Source organism: Streptomyces antibioticus (assembly GCF_002019855.1).
Taxonomy (GTDB): domain Bacteria; phylum Actinomycetota; class Actinomycetes; order Streptomycetales; family Streptomycetaceae; genus Streptomyces; species Streptomyces antibioticus_B.
Window position 1 is genome coordinate 5,696,493 of record NZ_CM007717.1, and the last position, 16,956, is coordinate 5,713,448.

Below are 16,956 nucleotides of genomic sequence, written 5' to 3' on the forward strand. Positions count from 1 at the left end.
CCGGGACCGGTTCACCCGCCGAACGGCGCCCCTGTCACCACCGCCGCGAGCCGGGTCCCGGGGGCGAACGCCCCCTCCTCGGCCAGGGTGACAAGGGCGTAGAGCGACTTGGCGACATAGAGACGTTCGAGCGGGATCCCGTGCCGCCGCTCGAAGTCGTCGGCGAAGGCGTCGAGTTCCGCGGGCACCCGTGCGTAGCCGCCGAAGTGGAACCGTTCGTCGAGCCGCCAGTCGCCGCGCCGGGCGCCGAAAGCCCGCTGCTGGAGGGCCTGTATCTCCTCGCCGAGGAAACCGCCCTTGAGAACCGGAATGCCGAGGGCGCGCTGCTGCGGGGCGAGCCCGGCGGCCAGCCCGGCGAGCGTGCCGCCGGTGCCGCAGGCCAGCGCGACGACGTCCGCCCGGCCGCGCAGCTCCTCGCCGAGCGCCCGGCAGCCGCGGACGGCGAGCGTGTTGCTGCCGCCCTCGGGCACGACGTACGCGTCCTCGGCGCCGGCCGCCCGCAGCAGCGCGGCGAGGGTCTCCGGCTCGGCCTTGCGGCGGTAGGCGGCCCGGTCGGTGAAGTGCAGCCGCATGCCGTCGGCCGCGCACCGGGCCAGGGACGGGTTCAGCGGACGCCCGGCCAGTTCGTCGCCGCGCACCACGCCCACCGTGGGCAGCCCGAGCAGCCGGCCGGCGGCCGCCGTGGCGCGCAGATGGTTGGAGTAGGCGCCGCCGAAGGTCAGCAGGGTGCGGCCCGCCGCCCGCTCCAGATTGGGCACGAGCTTGCGCCACTTGTTGCCGATCAGCTCCGGGTGGATCAGATCGTCGCGCTTCAGCAGCAGCCGGACGCCGTGCCGCTCGAACCGGTCGTCCGCCACCTCCTGGAGCGGCGAGGGCAGTCGGGGGCGCAGGTCGGTCACCCGCCCATTGTCGAACACCGTTCGTCCGAACCCTCCGCTTCCCGGCTCGACCGTGATCCATTCCCGCTCTTTCGTGTAATGGCACGAGCACACAAAGTGATGGAAGGCTGGCCGCGTGAACAGTGCACCGGCGCAGTTCGGCGCCCGTGCATGAGCTGGGAGGGCAATTTCTCATGTCGGTAGGCGAAGAGGTCCGCACCGAGTCGGGCAAGCCGCAGCAGAGTCTCGGCACGGCGGCCGCGCGGAACCTGGCCACCACCACCAAGTCCGCGCCGCAGATGCAGGAGATCAGCTCGCGCTGGCTGCTGCGGACCCTGCCCTGGGTGGATGTGCAGGGCGGCACGTACCGGGTCAACCGGCGGCTGACGTACGCGGTCGGTGACGGCCGCATCACGTTCGTCAAGACCGGTGACCGCGTCGAGGTGATCCCGGCCGAGCTGGGCGAGCTGCCGGCGCTGCGCGACTTCGAGGACGAAGAGGTGCTGGGGGAGCTGGCCCAGCGCTGCCGGCAGCGGGAGTTCGCCCCCGGGGAGATCATCGCGTCCTTCGGCAGCCAGTCCGACGAGGTCTATCTGCTGGCGCACGGCAGGGTGGAGAAGGTCGGCACCGGCCCCTACGGCGACGACCAGGTCCTCGGGGTCCTCGCCGACGGCGCCTACTTCGGCGAGCAGGCCCTGCTCGACGCCGACGCCATCTGGGAGTACACCGCCCGCGCCGACACCGCCTGCACGGTGCTGGTCCTGGCCCGCCAGGACGTCGAACAGGTCGCGGAGCGCGCCGACACCCTGCGCGCCCACCTCCACGAGCTGCGGGCCATCCCGGAGCAGCGCACCAACAAGTACGGCGAGAAGGAGGTCGACCTGGCCGCGGGCCACGCCGGTGAGGCCGACATCCCGCACACCTTCGTCGACTACGACGCCCGTCCGCGCGAGTACGAACTGAGCATCGCCCAGACCGTCCTGCGCATCCACACGCGTGTGGCCGACCTCTACAACCAGCCCATGAACCAGACCGAGCAGCAGCTCCGGCTGACGGTCGAGGCGCTCAAGGAGCGCCAGGAGCACGAGCTGGTCAACAACCGCGAGTTCGGGCTCCTGCACAACTGCGAGTACGACCAGCGCCTCCAGCCGCACGACGGCGTGCCCAGCCCCGACGACCTGGACGAACTCCTCAGCCGGCGGCGCGGCACCAAGATGCTGCTCGCCCATCCGCGCGCGATCTCCGCGATCGGCCGCGAGCTGAACAAGCGCGGTCTGGTGCCCGAGACCATCGACATCGGCGGCAACCGCATCCCGACCTGGCGCGGTGTGCCGATCTACCCGTGCAACAAGATCCCGGTCACCGAGGCCCGCACCAGCTCCATCATCGCGCTGCGCCTCGGCGAGCAGGACCAGGGCGTGATCGGCCTGCGCCAGTCCGGCCTGCCGGACGAGATCGAGCCGAGCCTGTCCGTGCGGTTCATGGGCATCAACGAGCAGGCCATCATCAAATACCTGGTGACGGCCTACTACTCGGCGGCCGTCCTCGTCCCCGACGCGCTGGGCGTTCTGGAGAACGTCGAGATCGGCCGCTGGCGGTGACCTCCGCCACCAGGCCGCAGGGGACTCGGGGAGGGCGGGCGTCCATCGGGAGCCAGGGCGGGACCGGCGGGACCGGGCCGGGCACGGCCGACGGGCACGAGGCGACGGCGATCCTGGAGCGCGCACGGGTGTCCGTCGACCCCGAACTGCGCGCCGCCGTCGACGCGTTGCCCGGACCGCTGCGCCGGATCGCGCGCTACCACTTCGGCTGGGAGCATCCGGACGGCACCCCGGCCACCGGCAACGCCGGCAAGGCCATCCGCCCCGCCCTCGTCCTCGCCGCGGCCGCCGCGCTCGGCGGCCCGGCGGCCCGGGCGGCGGCCGCGCGGGCCGCCGCCGCGGTCGAGCTGGTCCACAACTTCACGCTGTTGCACGACGACGTGATGGACCGGGACGCCACCCGCCGTCACCGCCCCACCGCCTGGACCGTGTTCGGCGACGCCGACGCGATCCTCGCCGGGGACGCCCTCCAGGCGCTCGCCCTCGGCATGCTCGCCGAGGACCCGCACCCGGCGTCCACGGCGGCCGTCGCCCGGCTCGCGGCCTGTGTGGTCGAACTCTGCGCCGGCCAGCAGGTGGACACGGCCCTGGAGAGACGCGACCCCGCCGAGGTCACCCTCGACGAGGTGCTCGCCATGGCCGAGGCCAAGACGGGCGCGCTGATCGGCTGCGCCTGCGCGGTCGGCGCGCTGTACGCGGGCGCGGCGGACGACGACGTCGACGCGCTGGACGCCTTCGGCCGGGAGGCCGGGCTCGCCTTCCAGCTCATCGACGACGTGATCGGCCTGTGGGGCGATCCGCGGCACACCGGCAAACCGGCCGGTGCGGATCTCGCCGCCCGCAAGAAGTCCCTGCCGGTGGTGGCGGCCCTGTCCTCCGGCACCCCGGCGGCCGACGAGCTGGCCGCGCTGTACGCGGCCCCGTTCGAACCGGCCGACCTGGACCGCACGGTGCTCGCCGTGGAGCGGGCGGGCGGGCGCGCCTGGGCGCAGGAGCAGGCGGCCGACCGGATGTCCCGCGCGATGTCCGAACTGGCCCGGGCGATCCCGGACCCGGAGGCGGCCGGCGGTCTGCTGTCCCTGGCGGAGTTCGTCACCCGCCGCAGCACCTGAGGCGACGGACCGCCGGCCCCGAGGGTCCCGCACATCCCCACGGTGTGCGGGACCCGCCCGCACCGGCCGAGTTTCTCGCGTACAGCGGGGAGCGCCTCGGCCGGTGCCGCCCTACCCTGAGGTCATGGACCGGGAACAACGCTTCTGTCCCGCCTGCGGGCAGTCCGTGCAGTCCGTCGTCCGGCGCCACAAGACGCTGGGCGCCTGGGTACCGCGCTGGGTCGCGGGCCCCTGCCACAACCCGAAGTGCGAGGCGTACGTCGAGGAGGGCGCGCCGCCGCCCGAGCAGCACGCCCGGACCCCCGCGCCCCCGACCGACCGGCGCGAGCCCTGACCCACAGGGTCTTCCGGCTTCCGCGCGGCTTCAGGCTTCCGCGCGCGGCAGCCCGCCGGTGCGCGCGTCGCGGCCGGTGAGGCAGTACAGCCCGCCCGCCGGATCACGCATCACCGTCCAGTGCGGATGCTCGGCGACCGGGACCGCGCCGAGCCGCTCGTGCCGGGCGCGGACGGCGCCGGTGTCCGGACCGCTCGCCAGGTCGACATGGGCGGTGACGGGCTCCTCGCCGTCGAGCCGCTGGAGCAGGACGCGGACCGGCAGCCCGTCCGGCGGCGCGATCACATGGAACTCGGGCCGGGAGCCGGCCCGGGACGTCCACTCGGGCAACAGGGCCGTGAAGAAGGCGACTTCGGCGTCGTAGGCGGACGGCGGGACGCTCACGCACACCTGGTCGAGGCGGCTGCCCGCGACCACCGGAGGGCGGACCGACTCACCGGCCCACGGCACCGCGCAGAACAACTGCCCGGCGGGGGACCGCAGTACGGCCCATCCGTCGTGCGCGGCCTCGATGAGCGCGCCCAGTTCCAGGGCCTCGGCGACGAACCCGGGCACGTCCTCCACGGCGAAGTCGAGATGGGCGCCGCCCGCCCCGGCCGTGACGCCCTGCGCCTTCACACAGGGGTCGGCGCCTTCCGCCAGCAGGGTGACGAACTCGCCGTCGTCACCGCGCGGTTCGGAGAGCCGGGTCCCGGTGACGGCCGTCCAGAAGGAGCAGGCCCGCGCGAGGTGTTCGGCGGGCCGGTCGATGAAGGCGTACGTCCAGCGGACGCGGTGACGGGAGTCCATGAGGTGATCGTAGGCGGGGCGGAAGACGCCGAAGGGGCCCGGCCGACGGGGTGCGTCGGCCGGGCCCCTTCCCGGACGTCCCTGCGCGGCGGTGGTGCACCGACCGCCGGTGGGGGAGACCGGTCGTCAGGCCTTGGTCTCCCAGAAAATACGGTCGATCTCGGCGATCAGCTCAAGGGCCTTCTCGCCGGTCTTCGGGTCGCTCGACGCCTTGGCGGCCGACAGGGCCTTCAGGGTGTCGTTGACCAGCGTGTGGAGCTGCGGGTACTTCTCGAAGTGCGGGGGCTTGAAGTAGTCGCTCCACAGCACGGAGACGTGGTGCTTGGCGAGCTCGGCGCGCTGCTCCTTGATGACGATGGCGCGCGCCTGGAAGTGCGGGTCGTCGTTGGCGGCCATCTTCTCCTGCACGGCCTTCACCGACTCCGCCTCGATGCGGGCCTGGGCCGGGTCGTACACGCCGCAGGGCAGGTCGCAGTGCGCGCTGACCTTGACCTTGGGGGCAAACAGGCGGGAAAGCATGGAGCGTTCCTTCCTCGTGATCGTCTTCTCAGGTGGGACATTACTCCCTGCACGACGGGTTTTCGCGAGTGCCCCCGTGGGCTTAGGACAAAAGTCCGGGGTCAGACTGAGACTGGTGGAGGAACGGACCAGGGGAGGTGCCGGCGATGCCGGAGCTGTCGCGGGAGACCGAGCGTGGCAGGGTCGCCGCGCTCTTCGGACTGGCCGAGGTGACCGGTCCGTCCATGGTGCCCACGCTGTATCACGGAGATGTGCTGGTGGTGCGGTACGGGGCCAGGGTCCGGGCGGGGGACGTCGTGGTGCTGCGGCATCCGTTCCAGCAGGACCTGCTCGTCGTCAAGCGGGCCGCGGAGCGCCGGGAGGGCGGCTGGTGGGTCCTCGGCGACAACGCGTTCGCCGGCGGGGACAGCACCGACTACGGGACCGTGCCCGACGAGCTGATCCTCGGCCGGGCGCGGCTGCGCTACCGGCCGCGCAAGCGGGATCAGCGCTCGCCGCTGGCGCTGGTGCGCTGGGCGTTCTCGGCCGCGAGGCCCGTGCTGTCCACCCGGTCGGCCTCCTGGCGCTTGCGGGCCCGGTAGGCGGCGACGTTGGCGCGGGTCGCGCAGCGGTCGGAGCAGTAGCGCCGGGAGCGGTTGGTCGAGGTGTCCAGATAGGCGTTGCGGCACGGCGTCGCCTCGCACAGGCCGAGACGGTCGACGCCGTGCTCGGTGAGATGGAAGGCCAGGCCCATGGCGGCGATGGCGGCGTAGCCCGCGGTCGCGTTCGAGGGGTGGTCGGCCAGGTGCATGTGCCACAGCGGGCGGCCGTCGTCGTCGCGGTGGTCGTGGCCGGAGATCTGCGGGCTGACCGGGAACTCCAGGAGCAGCGAGTTCAGCAGGTCCACGGCGAGGGTCTCGTCGCCGCCGTCGGCCGCCTCGAAGACCGCCCGCAGCCGGGCCCGCACCGCGCGGAACCGGGTGACGTCCGCCTCGGTGGCCCGGCGGGCCGCCGACCGGTTGCCGCCGAACAGATCGCGGACGGCCTCGACCGACGTCAGTGCGTCCTTGCCCCGGGTCGGCTCCTCGCTGTTGACGAGACGGACGGCGTAGTCCGAGTAATAGGCCAGTTCCACTTGTAGTCCTTACGGAGGGGCTCTATGGTCGTGCGTGCGGTCGGGTAAGAGCTGATCGTGCTCCAAGGGTATTACGCGGGCGACGGAGGAGAGGGCTCTCATGACCACGAGCACCGGAACGGGAACGGGCACGGGAACCGACTGGGCGGCCTGGCAGGAGAGCTGGGACCGTCAGCAGGAGTGGTACATGCCCGACCGGGAGGACCGCTTCCGGATCATGCTGGACATGGTCGAGGCCCTCGTCGGCACCGCGCCGCGCGTCCTCGACCTCGCCTGCGGCACCGGCACCATCACCGCCCGGCTGCTCGCCCGCTTCCCCGGCGCCACCAGCACCGGCGTCGACCTCGACCCGGCCCTGCTGGCCATCGCCGAGGGCACCTTCGCGGGCGACGACCGCGTCACCCTCGTCACCGCCGACCTCAAGGACCCGGACTGGACGGCCCGGCTGCCGCACCACTCGTACGACGCCGTGCTCACCGCCACGGCCCTGCACTGGCTGCACAGCGAACCCCTCGCGGACCTCTACGGCCGGATCGCGGGACTCGTCCGCGACGGCGGTGTCTTCATGAACGCGGACCACATGATCGACGAGTCGACGCCCCGGATCAACGCGGCGGAACGCGCGCAGCGGCACGCCCGTATGGATCAGGCCAAGTCCCAGGGGGCCGTCGACTGGGCCGAGTGGTGGCAGCTCGCCGCCCAGGACCCGGCCCTGGCCGCCCCCACCGCCCGCCGCTTCGAGATCTACGGCGAGCACGCCGACGGCGACATGCCCTCCCCCGCGTGGCACGCCCGCGTACTGAGGGAGAAGGGCTTCACCGAGGCCCGCCCGGTGTGGTGCTCGCCCTCGGACACGCTGCTGCTCGCGGTGAAGTAGTCCCGGCATGCGCAAGGGGCGGTACGGATCTCTCCGTACCGCCCCTTCGTCATTGACTGCGCGCTACAGCACCTTGGACAGGAACGCCTGCGTCCGCTCGTGCTGCGGGTTGCCCAGGACGTCGCGCGGGTTGCCGGACTCCACGACCACACCGCCGTCCATGAAGACCAGGCTGTCGCCGACCTCGCGGGCGAAGCCCATCTCGTGGGTGACGACGACCATCGTCATGCCCGACTCGGCCAGGTCGCGCATGACGTCGAGGACGTCACCGACCAGCTCCGGGTCGAGGGCCGAGGTCGGCTCGTCGAACAGCATCAGCTTCGGGTCCATGGCCAGCGCCCGGGCGATCGCCACGCGCTGCTGCTGGCCGCCGGAGAGCTGCGAGGGGTAGTTGCCGGCCTTGTCGGCGAGGCCGACCCGGTCCAGCAGTTCCTTCGCCCGCTCCCGGGCCTGGGCCTTGCTGACGCCCTTGACCTGGACCGGGGCCTCGATCACGTTCTCCGCCGCGGTCATGTGCGGGAAGAGGTTGAACCGCTGGAACACCATGCCGATGTCCCGGCGCTTCAGCGCGACCTCGCTGTCCTTCAGCTCGTACAGCTTGTCGCCCTTCTGGCGGTAGCCCACCAGATCCCCGTCGACGTAGAGCCGGCCGGCGTTGATCTTCTCCAGGTGGTTGATGCACCGCAGGAAGGTCGACTTGCCGGAGCCGGACGGGCCGATGAGGCAGAACACCTCGCCGTTCTTGACCTCCAGGTCGATGCCCTTGAGGACCTCGACCGAGCCGAAGGACTTGTGGACGCCTTCGGCCTTCACCATGGGGTGAGTCATGCCGAGACTCCCTTCGGGCGGCGCGCGGGCAGGACGGCTGCCTTGAAGCGCTGGAGCGGCGTCGGCGGCAGGCTGCGGCTGGAACCGCGGGCGTAGTACCGCTCGACGTAGTACTGGCCGACGCTCAGGATCGAGGTCAGGATCAGGTACCAGGCGGCGGCGAGGAAGAGCATCTCCACCGTGGAACCGGCGTTCTGGCCGATGTCCTGAGCCGCCTTGAGCAGATCCACGTACTGGACCGTCGACACCAGCGACGTGGTCTTCAGCATGTTGATGACCTCGTTGCCCGTCGGCGGCACGATCACGCGCATGGCCTGCGGGATGACGATCCGGCGGAGCGTCTTGGTGTGGCTCATGCCCAGGGCGTGCGACGCCTCGGTCTGGCCCTCGTCGACCGAGAGCAGACCGGCACGGCAGATCTCGGCCATGTACGCGGCCTCGTTCAGACCCAGACCCAGCAGCGCCGTCAGCAGCGGCGTCATGAAGGACGACCAGTAGTCCTTGTAGATCGGGCCGAGGTTGATGTACTCGAAGACCAGGCCCAGGTTGAACCAGACGAAGAGCTGGACCAGGACCGGCGTACCGCGGAAGAACCAGATGTAGAACCACGCGATGGACGAGGTCACCGGGTTCTTCGACAGACGCATCACCGCGAGCAGGATGCCGCCCACGATGCCGATCACCATCGAGAGGACGGTGAGCAGCAGGGTGTTCCAGACGCCGTGGAGGATGCGGTCGTCGAAGAAGTAGTCGGGGATCGCGCCCCAGTTGATGTTGCCTTGCGCGAAGGCGTAGACGACGGATACCAGCAGCGCGATCGCGACGAAGGCCGAAACGTATCGCCCGGGGTGCCGGACCGGGATGGCCTTGATGGCCTCCGGCCCGGCGGGGGGCGTCGCGTCGGGACCGTCGGACTTGTTGACGTCAACAGTCACGGGTGGAGCCTTTCAGAGCCGAGTCGTGCGGTGCCGGTGTTCAGGAACCGCCGTTGATCTTGGACTCGGTGATCGCGCCGTCGGCGACGCCCCACTTCTCGATGATCTTCTTGTACTCGCCGTTGTCGATGATCGCCTGGACGGCCGCCTGGAGCGCGTCACGCAGCTCGGTGTTGTCCTTGGCGACGGCGATGCCGTAGGGGCCCGCCTCGACCTGGTCGCCGACGATCTCGAAGTACTTGCCGCCGCCGGCGTTCTTCACGGAGTAGGCCGCGATCGGGAAGTCCGCGGAGACGACGTTCGCGCCCTTGGAGCGCATCCGGGTCTCGGCCTCGGGGTTGGTGGCGAAGTCCTCGATCTTGAGGGCGGGCTTGCCGTCCTTCTTGCACTTCTCCGCCTGCTCCTTGGCGAGGTCGTGGGAGAAGGTGTTGCGCTGGACGGCCATCGTCTTGCCACAGAGGTCGTCCCAGGTCTTGATGCCCTGGGTGTCGCCCTTGTTGGTGTAGAGCGAGACGCCCGCGGTGAAGTAGTCGACGAAGTCGACGCCGGCGCCGACCTTCTTGCCGGTGTCGCCGTCGATGCCCTCCTGGCGGTCCTTGGTGTCGGTCATGGCAGACATCGCGACGTCGTAGCGCTTGGAGGCCAGACCACCGATGAGGGTGTCGAAGGTGGCGTTCTGGAACTCGAACTTCACACCGAGTTGCTCGCCCATGGCCGCGGCGATGTCGGGGTCGATGCCGGCCACCTTGCCGGAGCTGTCCTTGAACTCGACCGGCGCGTAGGCGATGTCCGAGCCGACCCGGATGACGCCCTTGTCGCGGATGGCCTGGGGCAGCTTGTCGGCCAGCGGGGCCGCGCTGGTCTCGCTGCTTCCGGAGTCGTTGTCCTTGGTCTGGTCACCGCAGGCCGAGAGCAACAGGGCGCCCGCGACCGCGAGGGATCCGACCGCGGCGAGGCGCGTGCGCGCGGCGGTCGTGTGGCGGGTGGTGCGTGCGGTCATGGTGGGTTCCTCCGGCGGATGGATGGTGATGCCGATGGGCCGGCAAATGCCGATGGGTCGACGAGAACACACACCTTCGGGTGTCGCGACCTCGTGTGATTACGGCATCTTGCCATTCGGACTGCGCCATTCAGGGGTCCAGCTATGTCAAAATCGGATAACGGGCGACCCCCGAACCACATCAGTCCGGTACATCACGGCCGGACAGTGCCGGACCATCTGCGGAAATCCCGGTTTTCGGCCGGAAGATCTTCGGTTCGTCTCACTATGTGACTGCCTCCGATGCTTCCTGTCCGTTGACTTGAGTCCGCGTCAAGAGTTTGTCCACTCGTTGTCCACTTCTGCCTGCATGAGTCATGTCACGGCGGTAGGACGGCTGAGCGCGCCCGGCACGATCGCACGGGGCGGACTGTAGGAGTCCTGCAAGAGACGCCATGTGACCTTGCACGAATGGACTCGTCGGCTGCGGTCTCCGTCCGGTAAGAAGGTTCTTTACACCCCTCATCCGGGGCTCAGGGCGCGTGTGCGGCGCGCCCGACGCGCAGGCGCCCGTACGCATCACCTCAGGGCTCTGCGCGGTGCCCGCCCACTCCTCACCAGGAGTGGCCACCCTCATCCATGAACACCTAAGGGGTAAGACACAGTGGCAGCGGAGATCGTCAATCCTCGCAGCGATAGCGCGGACCATGCGGGCCAGGAGGGCGGTGCGGAGCCCCTCGACTCGTTCGATCCGGCCTTCGCGCTGCACCGGGGCGGAAAGATGGCCGTGCAGGCCACCGTCCCGATCCGTGACAAGGACGACCTGTCCCTCGCGTACACCCCCGGCGTCGCGCGCGTGTGCACCGCGATCGCGGAACAGCCGGACCTGGTGAACGACTACACCTGGAAGTCCTCGGTCGTCGCCGTCGTCACCGACGGCACGGCCGTGCTGGGACTCGGGGACATCGGCCCGGAGGCATCCCTCCCCGTGATGGAGGGCAAGGCCATCCTCTTCAAGCAGTTCGGCGGTGTGGACGCGGTCCCGATCGCGCTCGCCTGCACGGACGTGGACGAGATCGTCGAGACGGTGGTGCGCCTCGCGCCCTCCTTCGGCGGCGTGAACCTGGAGGACATCTCGGCACCGCGGTGCTTCGAGATCGAGCGCCGGCTCCAGGACGCGCTCGACATCCCGGTCTTCCACGACGACCAGCACGGCACGGCGGTCGTGACGCTGGCGGCGCTGCGCAACGCGGCGCGGCTGAGCGGACGCGCGGTCGGCGATCTGCGGGCCGTCATCTCGGGCGCCGGCGCCGCCGGTGTCGCCATCGCGAAGATGCTGGTCGAGGCCGGTATCGGGGACGTCGCGGTGGCCGACCGCAAGGGCATCGTCTCCGCGGACCGGGCGGACCTGACCGACGTCAAGCGCGAGCTGGCCGGGTTCACCAACAAGGCCGGGCTCTCCGGCTCCCTGGAGGACGCGCTGGCCGGCGCGGACGTGTTCATCGGCGTCTCCGGCGGCACGGTCGCGGAGGAGGCGGTGGCCTCCATGGCGAAGGGCGCGTTCGTCTTCGCCATGGCCAACCCGAACCCCGAGGTGCACCCGGACGTCGCCCGCAAGTACGCGGCGGTCGTGGCGACCGGCCGGTCGGACTTCCCGAACCAGATCAACAACGTGCTGGCGTTCCCGGGGATCTTCGCGGGCGCGCTCCAGGTCCGGGCGTCCCGGATCACCGAGGGCATGAAGATCGCGGCGGCGGAGGCCCTGGCGGGGGTCGTCGGCGACGATCTCTCCGCGGACTACGTGATCCCGTCCCCGTTCGACGAGCGGGTCGCCCCCGCGGTCACGGCGGCGGTCGCCGCGGCCGCCCGGGCGGAAGGCGTCGCGCGCCGCTGACGCGTGCGTCATGCACACCTCGAATGGCCTCGTCCGATCGGGCGGGGCCATTCGCCTGCCCGCACTTGGCCGTTTCTTTGCCTGCCCGCTCGCCTGTTCGAGTGAAGTGGCCGCCGCGGTCGGGCCGCCGCGGTCGGGCCGCCGCGGTCGGGCTGCCGCACCGTGGTCCCCCGGTCACGCAAGAGGGCATGTCTCACAGTCGCCCCCGGTTTCGCCCGTCCCGTCCGGCCCCTATCGTCAGGTGCATGTTCGCCGTCTACGCCGCCCGAATCGACCGCGACCAGCCGCTTTCCGGACTGGAGTTGGGGGAGCGACCGGCCCCCGAGGCCCGTCCCGGCTGGAGCACCGTCCAGGTCCGGGCCGCCTCCCTCAACCATCACGACCTCTGGTCCCTGCGCGGCGTCGGCCTCGCCGAGGACAAGCTGCCGATGATCCTCGGCTGCGACGCCGCCGGTGTCGACGAGGACGGCAACGAGGTCGTCCTGCACTCCGTCATCGGCCAGAGCGGCCATGGCGTCGGCCCCAGGGAGCCCCGCTCCATCCTCACCGAGCGCTACCAGGGGACCTTCGCCGAGCTGGTGTCCGTGCCGACCTGGAACCTGCTGCCCAAGCCCAAGGAGCTGTCCTTCGCGGAGGCGGCCTGTCTGCCCACGGCCTGGCTGACCGCGTACCGGATGCTCTTCACCAACGCGGGGGTACGGCCCGGTGACTCGGTGCTCGTGCAGGGCGCCGGGGGCGGGGTCGCCACCGCCGCGATCGTGCTGGGGAAGGCCGCGGGGCTGCGGGTCTTCGCGACCAGCCGGGACGAGGCCAAGCGCAAGCGGGCGCTGGAACTGGGCGCCGTGGAGGCCGTGGAGCCCGGGGCGCGGCTGCCCCAGCGGGTGGACGCCGTCATCGAGACCGTCGGCGCCGCAACCTGGTCCCACTCGGTGAAGTCGCTCCGTCCCGGCGGCACGCTGGTGATCTCCGGCGCGACCAGCGGGGACCGGCCCTCGCACGCCGAGCTGACCCGGATCTTCTTCCTGGAGCTGAAGGTGGTCGGCTCCACCATGGGCACCAAGGACGAGCTGGAGGACCTGCTCTCCTTCTGCGCCGCCACCGGAGTACGCCCCGTCATCGATGAGGAACTGCCCCTGGACCGCGCCCGCGAGGGGTTCGAACGGCTCGCGGCCGGCGACCAGTTCGGCAAGATCGTGCTCACCCACTCCTGACGTCAACTCTGGTTGACATCCTCCCGTTGTCAACGTACGTTGACGTCATGACCGAAGCAACGGATCTCGCCGAGCGCGCAGGTGACCGTGATCCACGGGTCGGACTGCGCGCCGTCGCCGCACTGCGCCGACTGCTGGAGCAGTTGGAGGCGGTGCAGGTGCGCAGCGCCCGCAATCAGGGCTGGTCGTGGCAGGAGATCGCCGCGGAACTCGGGGTCAGCAGGCAGGCCGTGCACAAGAAGTACGGGAGGCAGTGATGTTCGAGCGGTTCACCAAGGACGCGAGGGCCGTGGTGCGCGGCGCCGTCGACCACTGTGCGGAGGCGGGCGGCCGGACCGTCGGGGCCGAGCATCTGCTGCTCGCGCTGCTGGACCGGGAGGCGAGCCGCGCCTCCTTCGCGCTGGCCGCCCTCGGGCTCGCCGACCGCAAGGACGCGGTGCGTACGGCGCTGGAGGAGACCCGGCGCCGGGCGGGCCTGTCCCGCGCCGAGACCGAGGCCCTCGCCGGACTGGGCATCGACGTCTCGGAGATCGTCTCCCGTGTCGAGGAGGCGCACGGCGTCGGCGCGATGGCGGGCGACGGGGCGGCCGGGGACGGGAAGGCCGGTGCCCGCCGGAGCGGGCGACCGGGCTTCGGCCGGGAGGCCAAGGGTGTCCTGGAGCAGTCGCTGCGGATGGCCCTGGCCCGCCGCGAGCGGCACATCGGCGACGAGCACCTGCTGCTGGCGATGACCGTCCGCCCCGGGCCGACCGCCGAGGTCCTGGCCGACCACGGGGTCACCCATGCCTCCCTGACCCGGGTGCTGGGCGGCGGGGGAGAGGCCAAGGCGAGCTGACCCGCCCCCACCCCCCCCGGCACTCGCCCCAGCCCCCGGCTCAGCCCTTCGGCGTCCGGAGTATCGCCCCGATGTGTGCCGCCGCCGTCGACAGATGGCGGCGGGTGTCGCGGAGCTGGTCGGCGGTGACGCCGTGGTCGCGGGCCGCGTCCCTGATGTCGTCCCGGAAGCGGTCCAGCAGACGGTCGAGGTCACGGGCCGGGTCGCCGCTGGACTCCTCGTGGGCCCAGGCCGGTTCGTACCCGGCCGGGAAGTCCTCCGGGGTGTCGGAGTACTCCGGGGCCCGCTCGGCGCCCGCCGCTCCGGTGGACGCCTTGCCGCCGTCGGTGCGGCCGAAGCCGAAGTCGCGGCCCAGGTCGCGGCCGAGATCCTTGCCGAAGTCCTTGCCGAACTCGCCGAACTCCTTGGCCAGTTCGGTCAGGCCCTCACGGACGCCCGTCGGCCAGTCGCCGCGCGCGAAGTGGTCCTGGACCTGTTCCTGGACGCGGCGCGCTATGCGCTGCACCTCCTCCTGGGCCTGGGCCCGGGCGTGGTCCTGGGCCTCCTTGGCCTGGCGGCGGGCCCGCTGCGCCTCGTCACGGGCGCGGCGGCTCTCGTCCTTGGCCCGGCGGGCCTGCTCCTTCCACTCCAGCTTGACGCGGCGCATCTCCTCCTTGGCGGCCCGCCACGCCTCCTTGTCGCCCAACTCCGGCTCCCAGTCCGGGCGTCCGCCTGAACCGGTGTCCCGGCGGGCTTCGGAGGCGGCCGCGCGCATCTCCCGGCGCAGATCGCCCGCCGCGCCGCGCACATCGGCCCGTATCTCCGCGGCCAGTTCGGCGACGGACTCGCGGATCTCCAGTTCCAGATCGGCCAGTTCACCGCTGCGGTCGGCCAGTTCGGCCCGGCCCGCGTCGGTGATCGCGTACACCTTGCGGCCGCCCTCGGTGGTGTGGGTGACCAGGCCCTCGGCCTCCAGCTTGGCCAGCCGCGGGTAGACGGTGCCCGCCGACGGCGCGTACAGGCCCTGGAAGCGCTCCTCCAGGAGGCGGATCACCTCGTAGCCGTGGCGTGGGGCTTCGTCCAGCAGCTTCAGCAGGTAGAGGCGGAGGCGGCCGTGGGCGAAGACGGGAGGCATGTCAGAACACCTTCTTGTCGGTCGTGCTGTCGGCCGGAGAGCCGGGGGAGTCGTCGTCCGGGCCGGAAGGGGCATTCTCCCCCGAGTCGAAGGCCGGTCCGTCCTCCGCGGCCGGGCGCCGCAGCAGGGCGATGGACCCGGAGACCGTGGTGGCCTTGAGCCGGCCGTTGCCCGCGCCGAGCCGGCCGGTGATCCGCTTGGCGCCCCACTGGCCGCTGACCCGGAGGTCCTCGAAGGCGTTGGAGACCGAGCCGCTGGCGGTGTTCGCCTCCACGCGCGCGTCCGCAGGATGCGGGAGCCGGATGGCGATCTCGCCGGAGACGCTGGTCAGCGCGATGTCCGTGGGCCCGCTCGCGGCGTCCAGGTCGACGATCATCGACCCGCTCACCGAGTCGGCCCGGACCGAGGACGCGGCCTCCACGACCGTCAGATCACCGGAGACGGAGTGGAAGCGCAGGTCCCCGGTGAGGGCCTGGGCCTCCACGCTCCCGGAGACCGTGTCCGTGCGGACCGGGCCCGCGAGACCCACCAGGGTGGTGTCACCGGCGACGCCCTTGACCTCCGTGGGCCCGACGATCCCGGAGACCGTCGCCCCGGCGCCCACCACGCCCACCTCCACACGGGTGCCCGCCGGGACGGCGAGGGAGACCTCGGCGCTGCGCCGCCAGCCCTTGCTGTCCAGCCACTTGAGGAAGCCCTTCCAGGGCAGGTCCTCGTAGGCCACGGTCAGGGTGCCGTCCCGCTGGGTCACCACCAGGGGTGGGCCCTCGATCCCGGTGACCTCCAGACGGGCGGCTTCCTCGTCGGTGCCCACCACGTTCACCGTGCCGTTCACGACGCGCACGTGCAGGTTGCTCACCGGGGCGTCGAACGTGAGCTTCGTGGGCTCGGCGACGGACCACTCGGACATGGTGCTGACCTCCTCGACGCGACAGGGCAACGCGCCATATCGCGTCTCCCGCTATTCACGATATATCGCGGCCTCGGGAAGTCAAGCCACCCGTTCGGGTGACCACCGGATCCCGGCCCGTCGCCGGGCGTCCTAGCGTGGGGAGCATGCCGACGGAAGACAGCCCCTCCGGCGCCGTGCTGATCTGCCGCGCCGACCCCGACGCCGTCGCCCCCGCGGCCCACCTCCTGCGCACCGGCATGCTCCTCACGGGCGCCGGTGCCGAATGGAGCGTCCTGGTCCCCGACGGCACCCCGTGGACGCACGGCGAGGCCCGCGCCGACTCCCACGAAGGCTCGGGCGACGGCACTGGCGACCCCGTCGACGAGGTCCTCGCCCGCTGGGCCGCCGCCCTGGCCGTCGGCGCCCCCTGGCCCGTCCTGGGGCTGTGGTGGGACGCCGGGCGGGCCGGGCTCACCGTCGCGTCCGGTTTCCGCCGTCCCGTCGGCTACGGCTGGCTCGCCGACGGCACCCCGGAGGGCGAGGACGAGGCCCTGCACACCCTCGCCGCCCGCCTCGGCCTCGACCCCGTCCTCGACCTCCAGGACCTGGAGCCGCTGACGCGCCCGGACCCCGAGGCCGACGCCCACACGCGTGTGGGCGTACTGCTCGCCGTCCTCACCCGCGCGGGTCTCACCCTGCCCGCCGGGTTCACCCCCGGCGCCCCGGCCCGCGCCCTCCGCGACGCCGCACGCGCGCGGGACGACGTCCAGCGGATCGACTGGCGGGGCTGGCGCGAGACCGTCCGCACCGAACTCGACGCCATGGAGAACGCGGTCGAGCACAGCCCCCTGGGCCCCTGGCTGCCCTGGTCCGGCACACCCCGCGCGCACGTCCTCGCGCTGGCCCAGGTGACGGCCGCCGTCCCGGTCACGGCCTGGGGCCTGCGGAAGCGCAGCGCCGGCTGGATCGCGGCGGGCGCGCTGCTGCTGGCCCACGGCCTCCTCGGGCTCGCCTACGACCTGGGCCGCCCCCGCGACTGACGGC

The 16,956-nt window shown here is 71.8% G+C and carries 19 protein-coding genes; 10 read left to right on the forward strand and 9 right to left on the reverse strand.

The genetic code is table 11. From position 1 onward, the window contains the following. Positions 1–11: 11 nt before the first annotated feature. On the reverse strand, positions 12–899 hold the full coding sequence (locus tag AFM16_RS26010) for a 1-aminocyclopropane-1-carboxylate deaminase/D-cysteine desulfhydrase (RefSeq protein ID WP_078634773.1): 888 nt from the start codon (positions 897–899) through the stop codon (positions 12–14). 173 nt (positions 900–1,072) lie between these two features. Here AFM16_RS26010 and AFM16_RS26015 point away from each other — a divergent pair, with 173 nt between their 5' ends. From AFM16_RS26015 to AFM16_RS26025, 3 genes are all read left to right on the forward strand, one after another. Continuing rightward, positions 1,073–2,479, forward strand: a complete 1,407-nt coding sequence (locus AFM16_RS26015; RefSeq protein WP_078634774.1) for a family 2B encapsulin nanocompartment shell protein — start codon at positions 1,073–1,075, stop codon at positions 2,477–2,479. 44 nt (positions 2,480–2,523) lie between these two features. Beyond that, positions 2,524–3,591, forward strand: a complete 1,068-nt coding sequence (locus AFM16_RS26020) for a family 2 encapsulin nanocompartment cargo protein polyprenyl transferase (RefSeq protein WP_245178006.1) — start codon at positions 2,524–2,526, stop codon at positions 3,589–3,591. Between the two features lie 124 nt (positions 3,592–3,715). Further along, positions 3,716–3,925 carry a hypothetical protein gene (locus tag AFM16_RS26025; protein WP_078634775.1) on the forward strand — a complete coding sequence of 70 codons (210 nt, stop codon included), beginning with the start codon at positions 3,716–3,718 and terminating at the stop codon, positions 3,923–3,925. A gap of 30 nt (positions 3,926–3,955) precedes the next feature. On the opposite strand, the gene AFM16_RS26030 is transcribed toward AFM16_RS26025, so the two are convergent. Further along, the gene (locus AFM16_RS26030; RefSeq protein WP_078634776.1) at positions 3,956–4,714 is read right to left on the reverse strand and encodes a VOC family protein; all 759 of its coding nucleotides are present in this window, start codon (positions 4,712–4,714) and stop codon (positions 3,956–3,958) included. A 126-nt stretch (positions 4,715–4,840) separates the two neighbouring features. Next, a complete protein-coding gene (sodN, locus tag AFM16_RS26035) occupies positions 4,841–5,233 on the reverse strand; it encodes a superoxide dismutase, Ni (RefSeq protein ID WP_030784243.1) in 393 nt (130 codons plus the stop codon). Positions 5,234–5,379: 146 nt separating this feature from the next. Here sodN and sodX point away from each other — a divergent pair, with 146 nt between their 5' ends. Further along, complete coding sequence (gene sodX / locus AFM16_RS26040; protein ID WP_037874995.1) at positions 5,380–5,814, forward strand: nickel-type superoxide dismutase maturation protease; 435 nt, start codon at positions 5,380–5,382, stop codon at positions 5,812–5,814. On the opposite strand, the gene AFM16_RS26045 is transcribed toward sodX, so the two are convergent. Next, positions 5,718–6,347: a CGNR zinc finger domain-containing protein gene (locus AFM16_RS26045; RefSeq protein WP_030784248.1), complete on the reverse strand. Its 630-nt coding sequence runs from the start codon at positions 6,345–6,347 to the stop codon at positions 5,718–5,720. The two genes, sodX and AFM16_RS26045, sit on opposite strands and share 97 nt — an antisense overlap. A 100-nt stretch (positions 6,348–6,447) precedes the next feature. On the opposite strand from AFM16_RS26045, the gene AFM16_RS26050 reads away from it, so the two are divergent. Further along, entirely contained in the window at positions 6,448–7,224 is a 777-nt protein-coding gene (locus AFM16_RS26050; RefSeq protein WP_078634777.1) for a class I SAM-dependent methyltransferase, read from the forward strand. A 63-nt stretch (positions 7,225–7,287) separates the two neighbouring features. Here the strand turns inward: AFM16_RS26050 and AFM16_RS26055 are convergent, their stop codons facing one another. Genes AFM16_RS26055 through AFM16_RS26065 form a run of 3 tightly spaced genes read right to left on the reverse strand, consistent with a single transcriptional unit; the run spans position 7,288 to position 9,987 of the window. After that, the gene (locus tag AFM16_RS26055; RefSeq protein WP_179123387.1) at positions 7,288–8,040 is read right to left on the reverse strand and encodes an amino acid ABC transporter ATP-binding protein; all 753 of its coding nucleotides are present in this window, start codon (positions 8,038–8,040) and stop codon (positions 7,288–7,290) included. 8 nt (positions 8,041–8,048) lie between these two features. After that, positions 8,049–8,987 (reverse strand): amino acid ABC transporter permease, encoded by a 939-nt coding sequence (locus tag AFM16_RS26060; protein ID WP_030784268.1) that lies wholly within the window; start codon positions 8,985–8,987, stop codon positions 8,049–8,051. 40 nt (positions 8,988–9,027) lie between these two features. Beyond that, positions 9,028–9,987 (reverse strand): ABC transporter substrate-binding protein, encoded by a 960-nt coding sequence (locus AFM16_RS26065; RefSeq protein ID WP_030784271.1) that lies wholly within the window; start codon positions 9,985–9,987, stop codon positions 9,028–9,030. 643 nt (positions 9,988–10,630) lie between these two features. On the opposite strand from AFM16_RS26065, the gene AFM16_RS26075 reads away from it, so the two are divergent. The 4 genes from AFM16_RS26075 (at position 10,631) to AFM16_RS26090 (ending at position 13,906) form a co-directional block, all read left to right on the forward strand. After that, positions 10,631–11,860, forward strand: coding sequence for an NAD(P)-dependent malic enzyme (locus AFM16_RS26075; RefSeq protein WP_030784275.1), 1,230 nt, complete (start codon positions 10,631–10,633; stop codon positions 11,858–11,860). A gap of 245 nt (positions 11,861–12,105) precedes the next feature. After that, positions 12,106–13,071 carry a zinc-binding dehydrogenase gene (locus AFM16_RS26080; protein ID WP_030784277.1) on the forward strand — a complete coding sequence of 322 codons (966 nt, stop codon included), beginning with the start codon at positions 12,106–12,108 and terminating at the stop codon, positions 13,069–13,071. Between the two features lie 47 nt (positions 13,072–13,118). Next, positions 13,119–13,328: a helix-turn-helix domain-containing protein gene (locus tag AFM16_RS26085; protein WP_018571396.1), complete on the forward strand. Its 210-nt coding sequence runs from the start codon at positions 13,119–13,121 to the stop codon at positions 13,326–13,328. Beyond that, positions 13,328–13,906 (forward strand): Clp protease N-terminal domain-containing protein, encoded by a 579-nt coding sequence (locus AFM16_RS26090; RefSeq protein ID WP_078634779.1) that lies wholly within the window; start codon positions 13,328–13,330, stop codon positions 13,904–13,906. Before AFM16_RS26085 ends, AFM16_RS26090 begins: the two co-directional genes overlap by 1 nt. Before the next feature lie 40 nt (positions 13,907–13,946). Here the strand turns inward: AFM16_RS26090 and AFM16_RS26095 are convergent, their stop codons facing one another. Both AFM16_RS26095 and AFM16_RS26100 read right to left on the reverse strand, forming a co-directional pair. Then, a complete protein-coding gene (locus AFM16_RS26095) occupies positions 13,947–15,020 on the reverse strand; it encodes a PadR family transcriptional regulator (protein ID WP_078634780.1) in 1,074 nt (357 codons plus the stop codon). 1 nt (position 15,021) lies between these two features. Beyond that, positions 15,022–15,930 (reverse strand): DUF4097 family beta strand repeat-containing protein, encoded by a 909-nt coding sequence (locus tag AFM16_RS26100; RefSeq protein WP_030784292.1) that lies wholly within the window; start codon positions 15,928–15,930, stop codon positions 15,022–15,024. 146 nt (positions 15,931–16,076) lie between these two features. Between AFM16_RS26100 and AFM16_RS26105 the strand changes: the two genes are divergently transcribed. After that, positions 16,077–16,952, forward strand: a complete 876-nt coding sequence (locus tag AFM16_RS26105) for a hypothetical protein (RefSeq protein WP_078634781.1) — start codon at positions 16,077–16,079, stop codon at positions 16,950–16,952. The last annotated feature ends 4 nt before the right edge of the window (positions 16,953–16,956 follow it).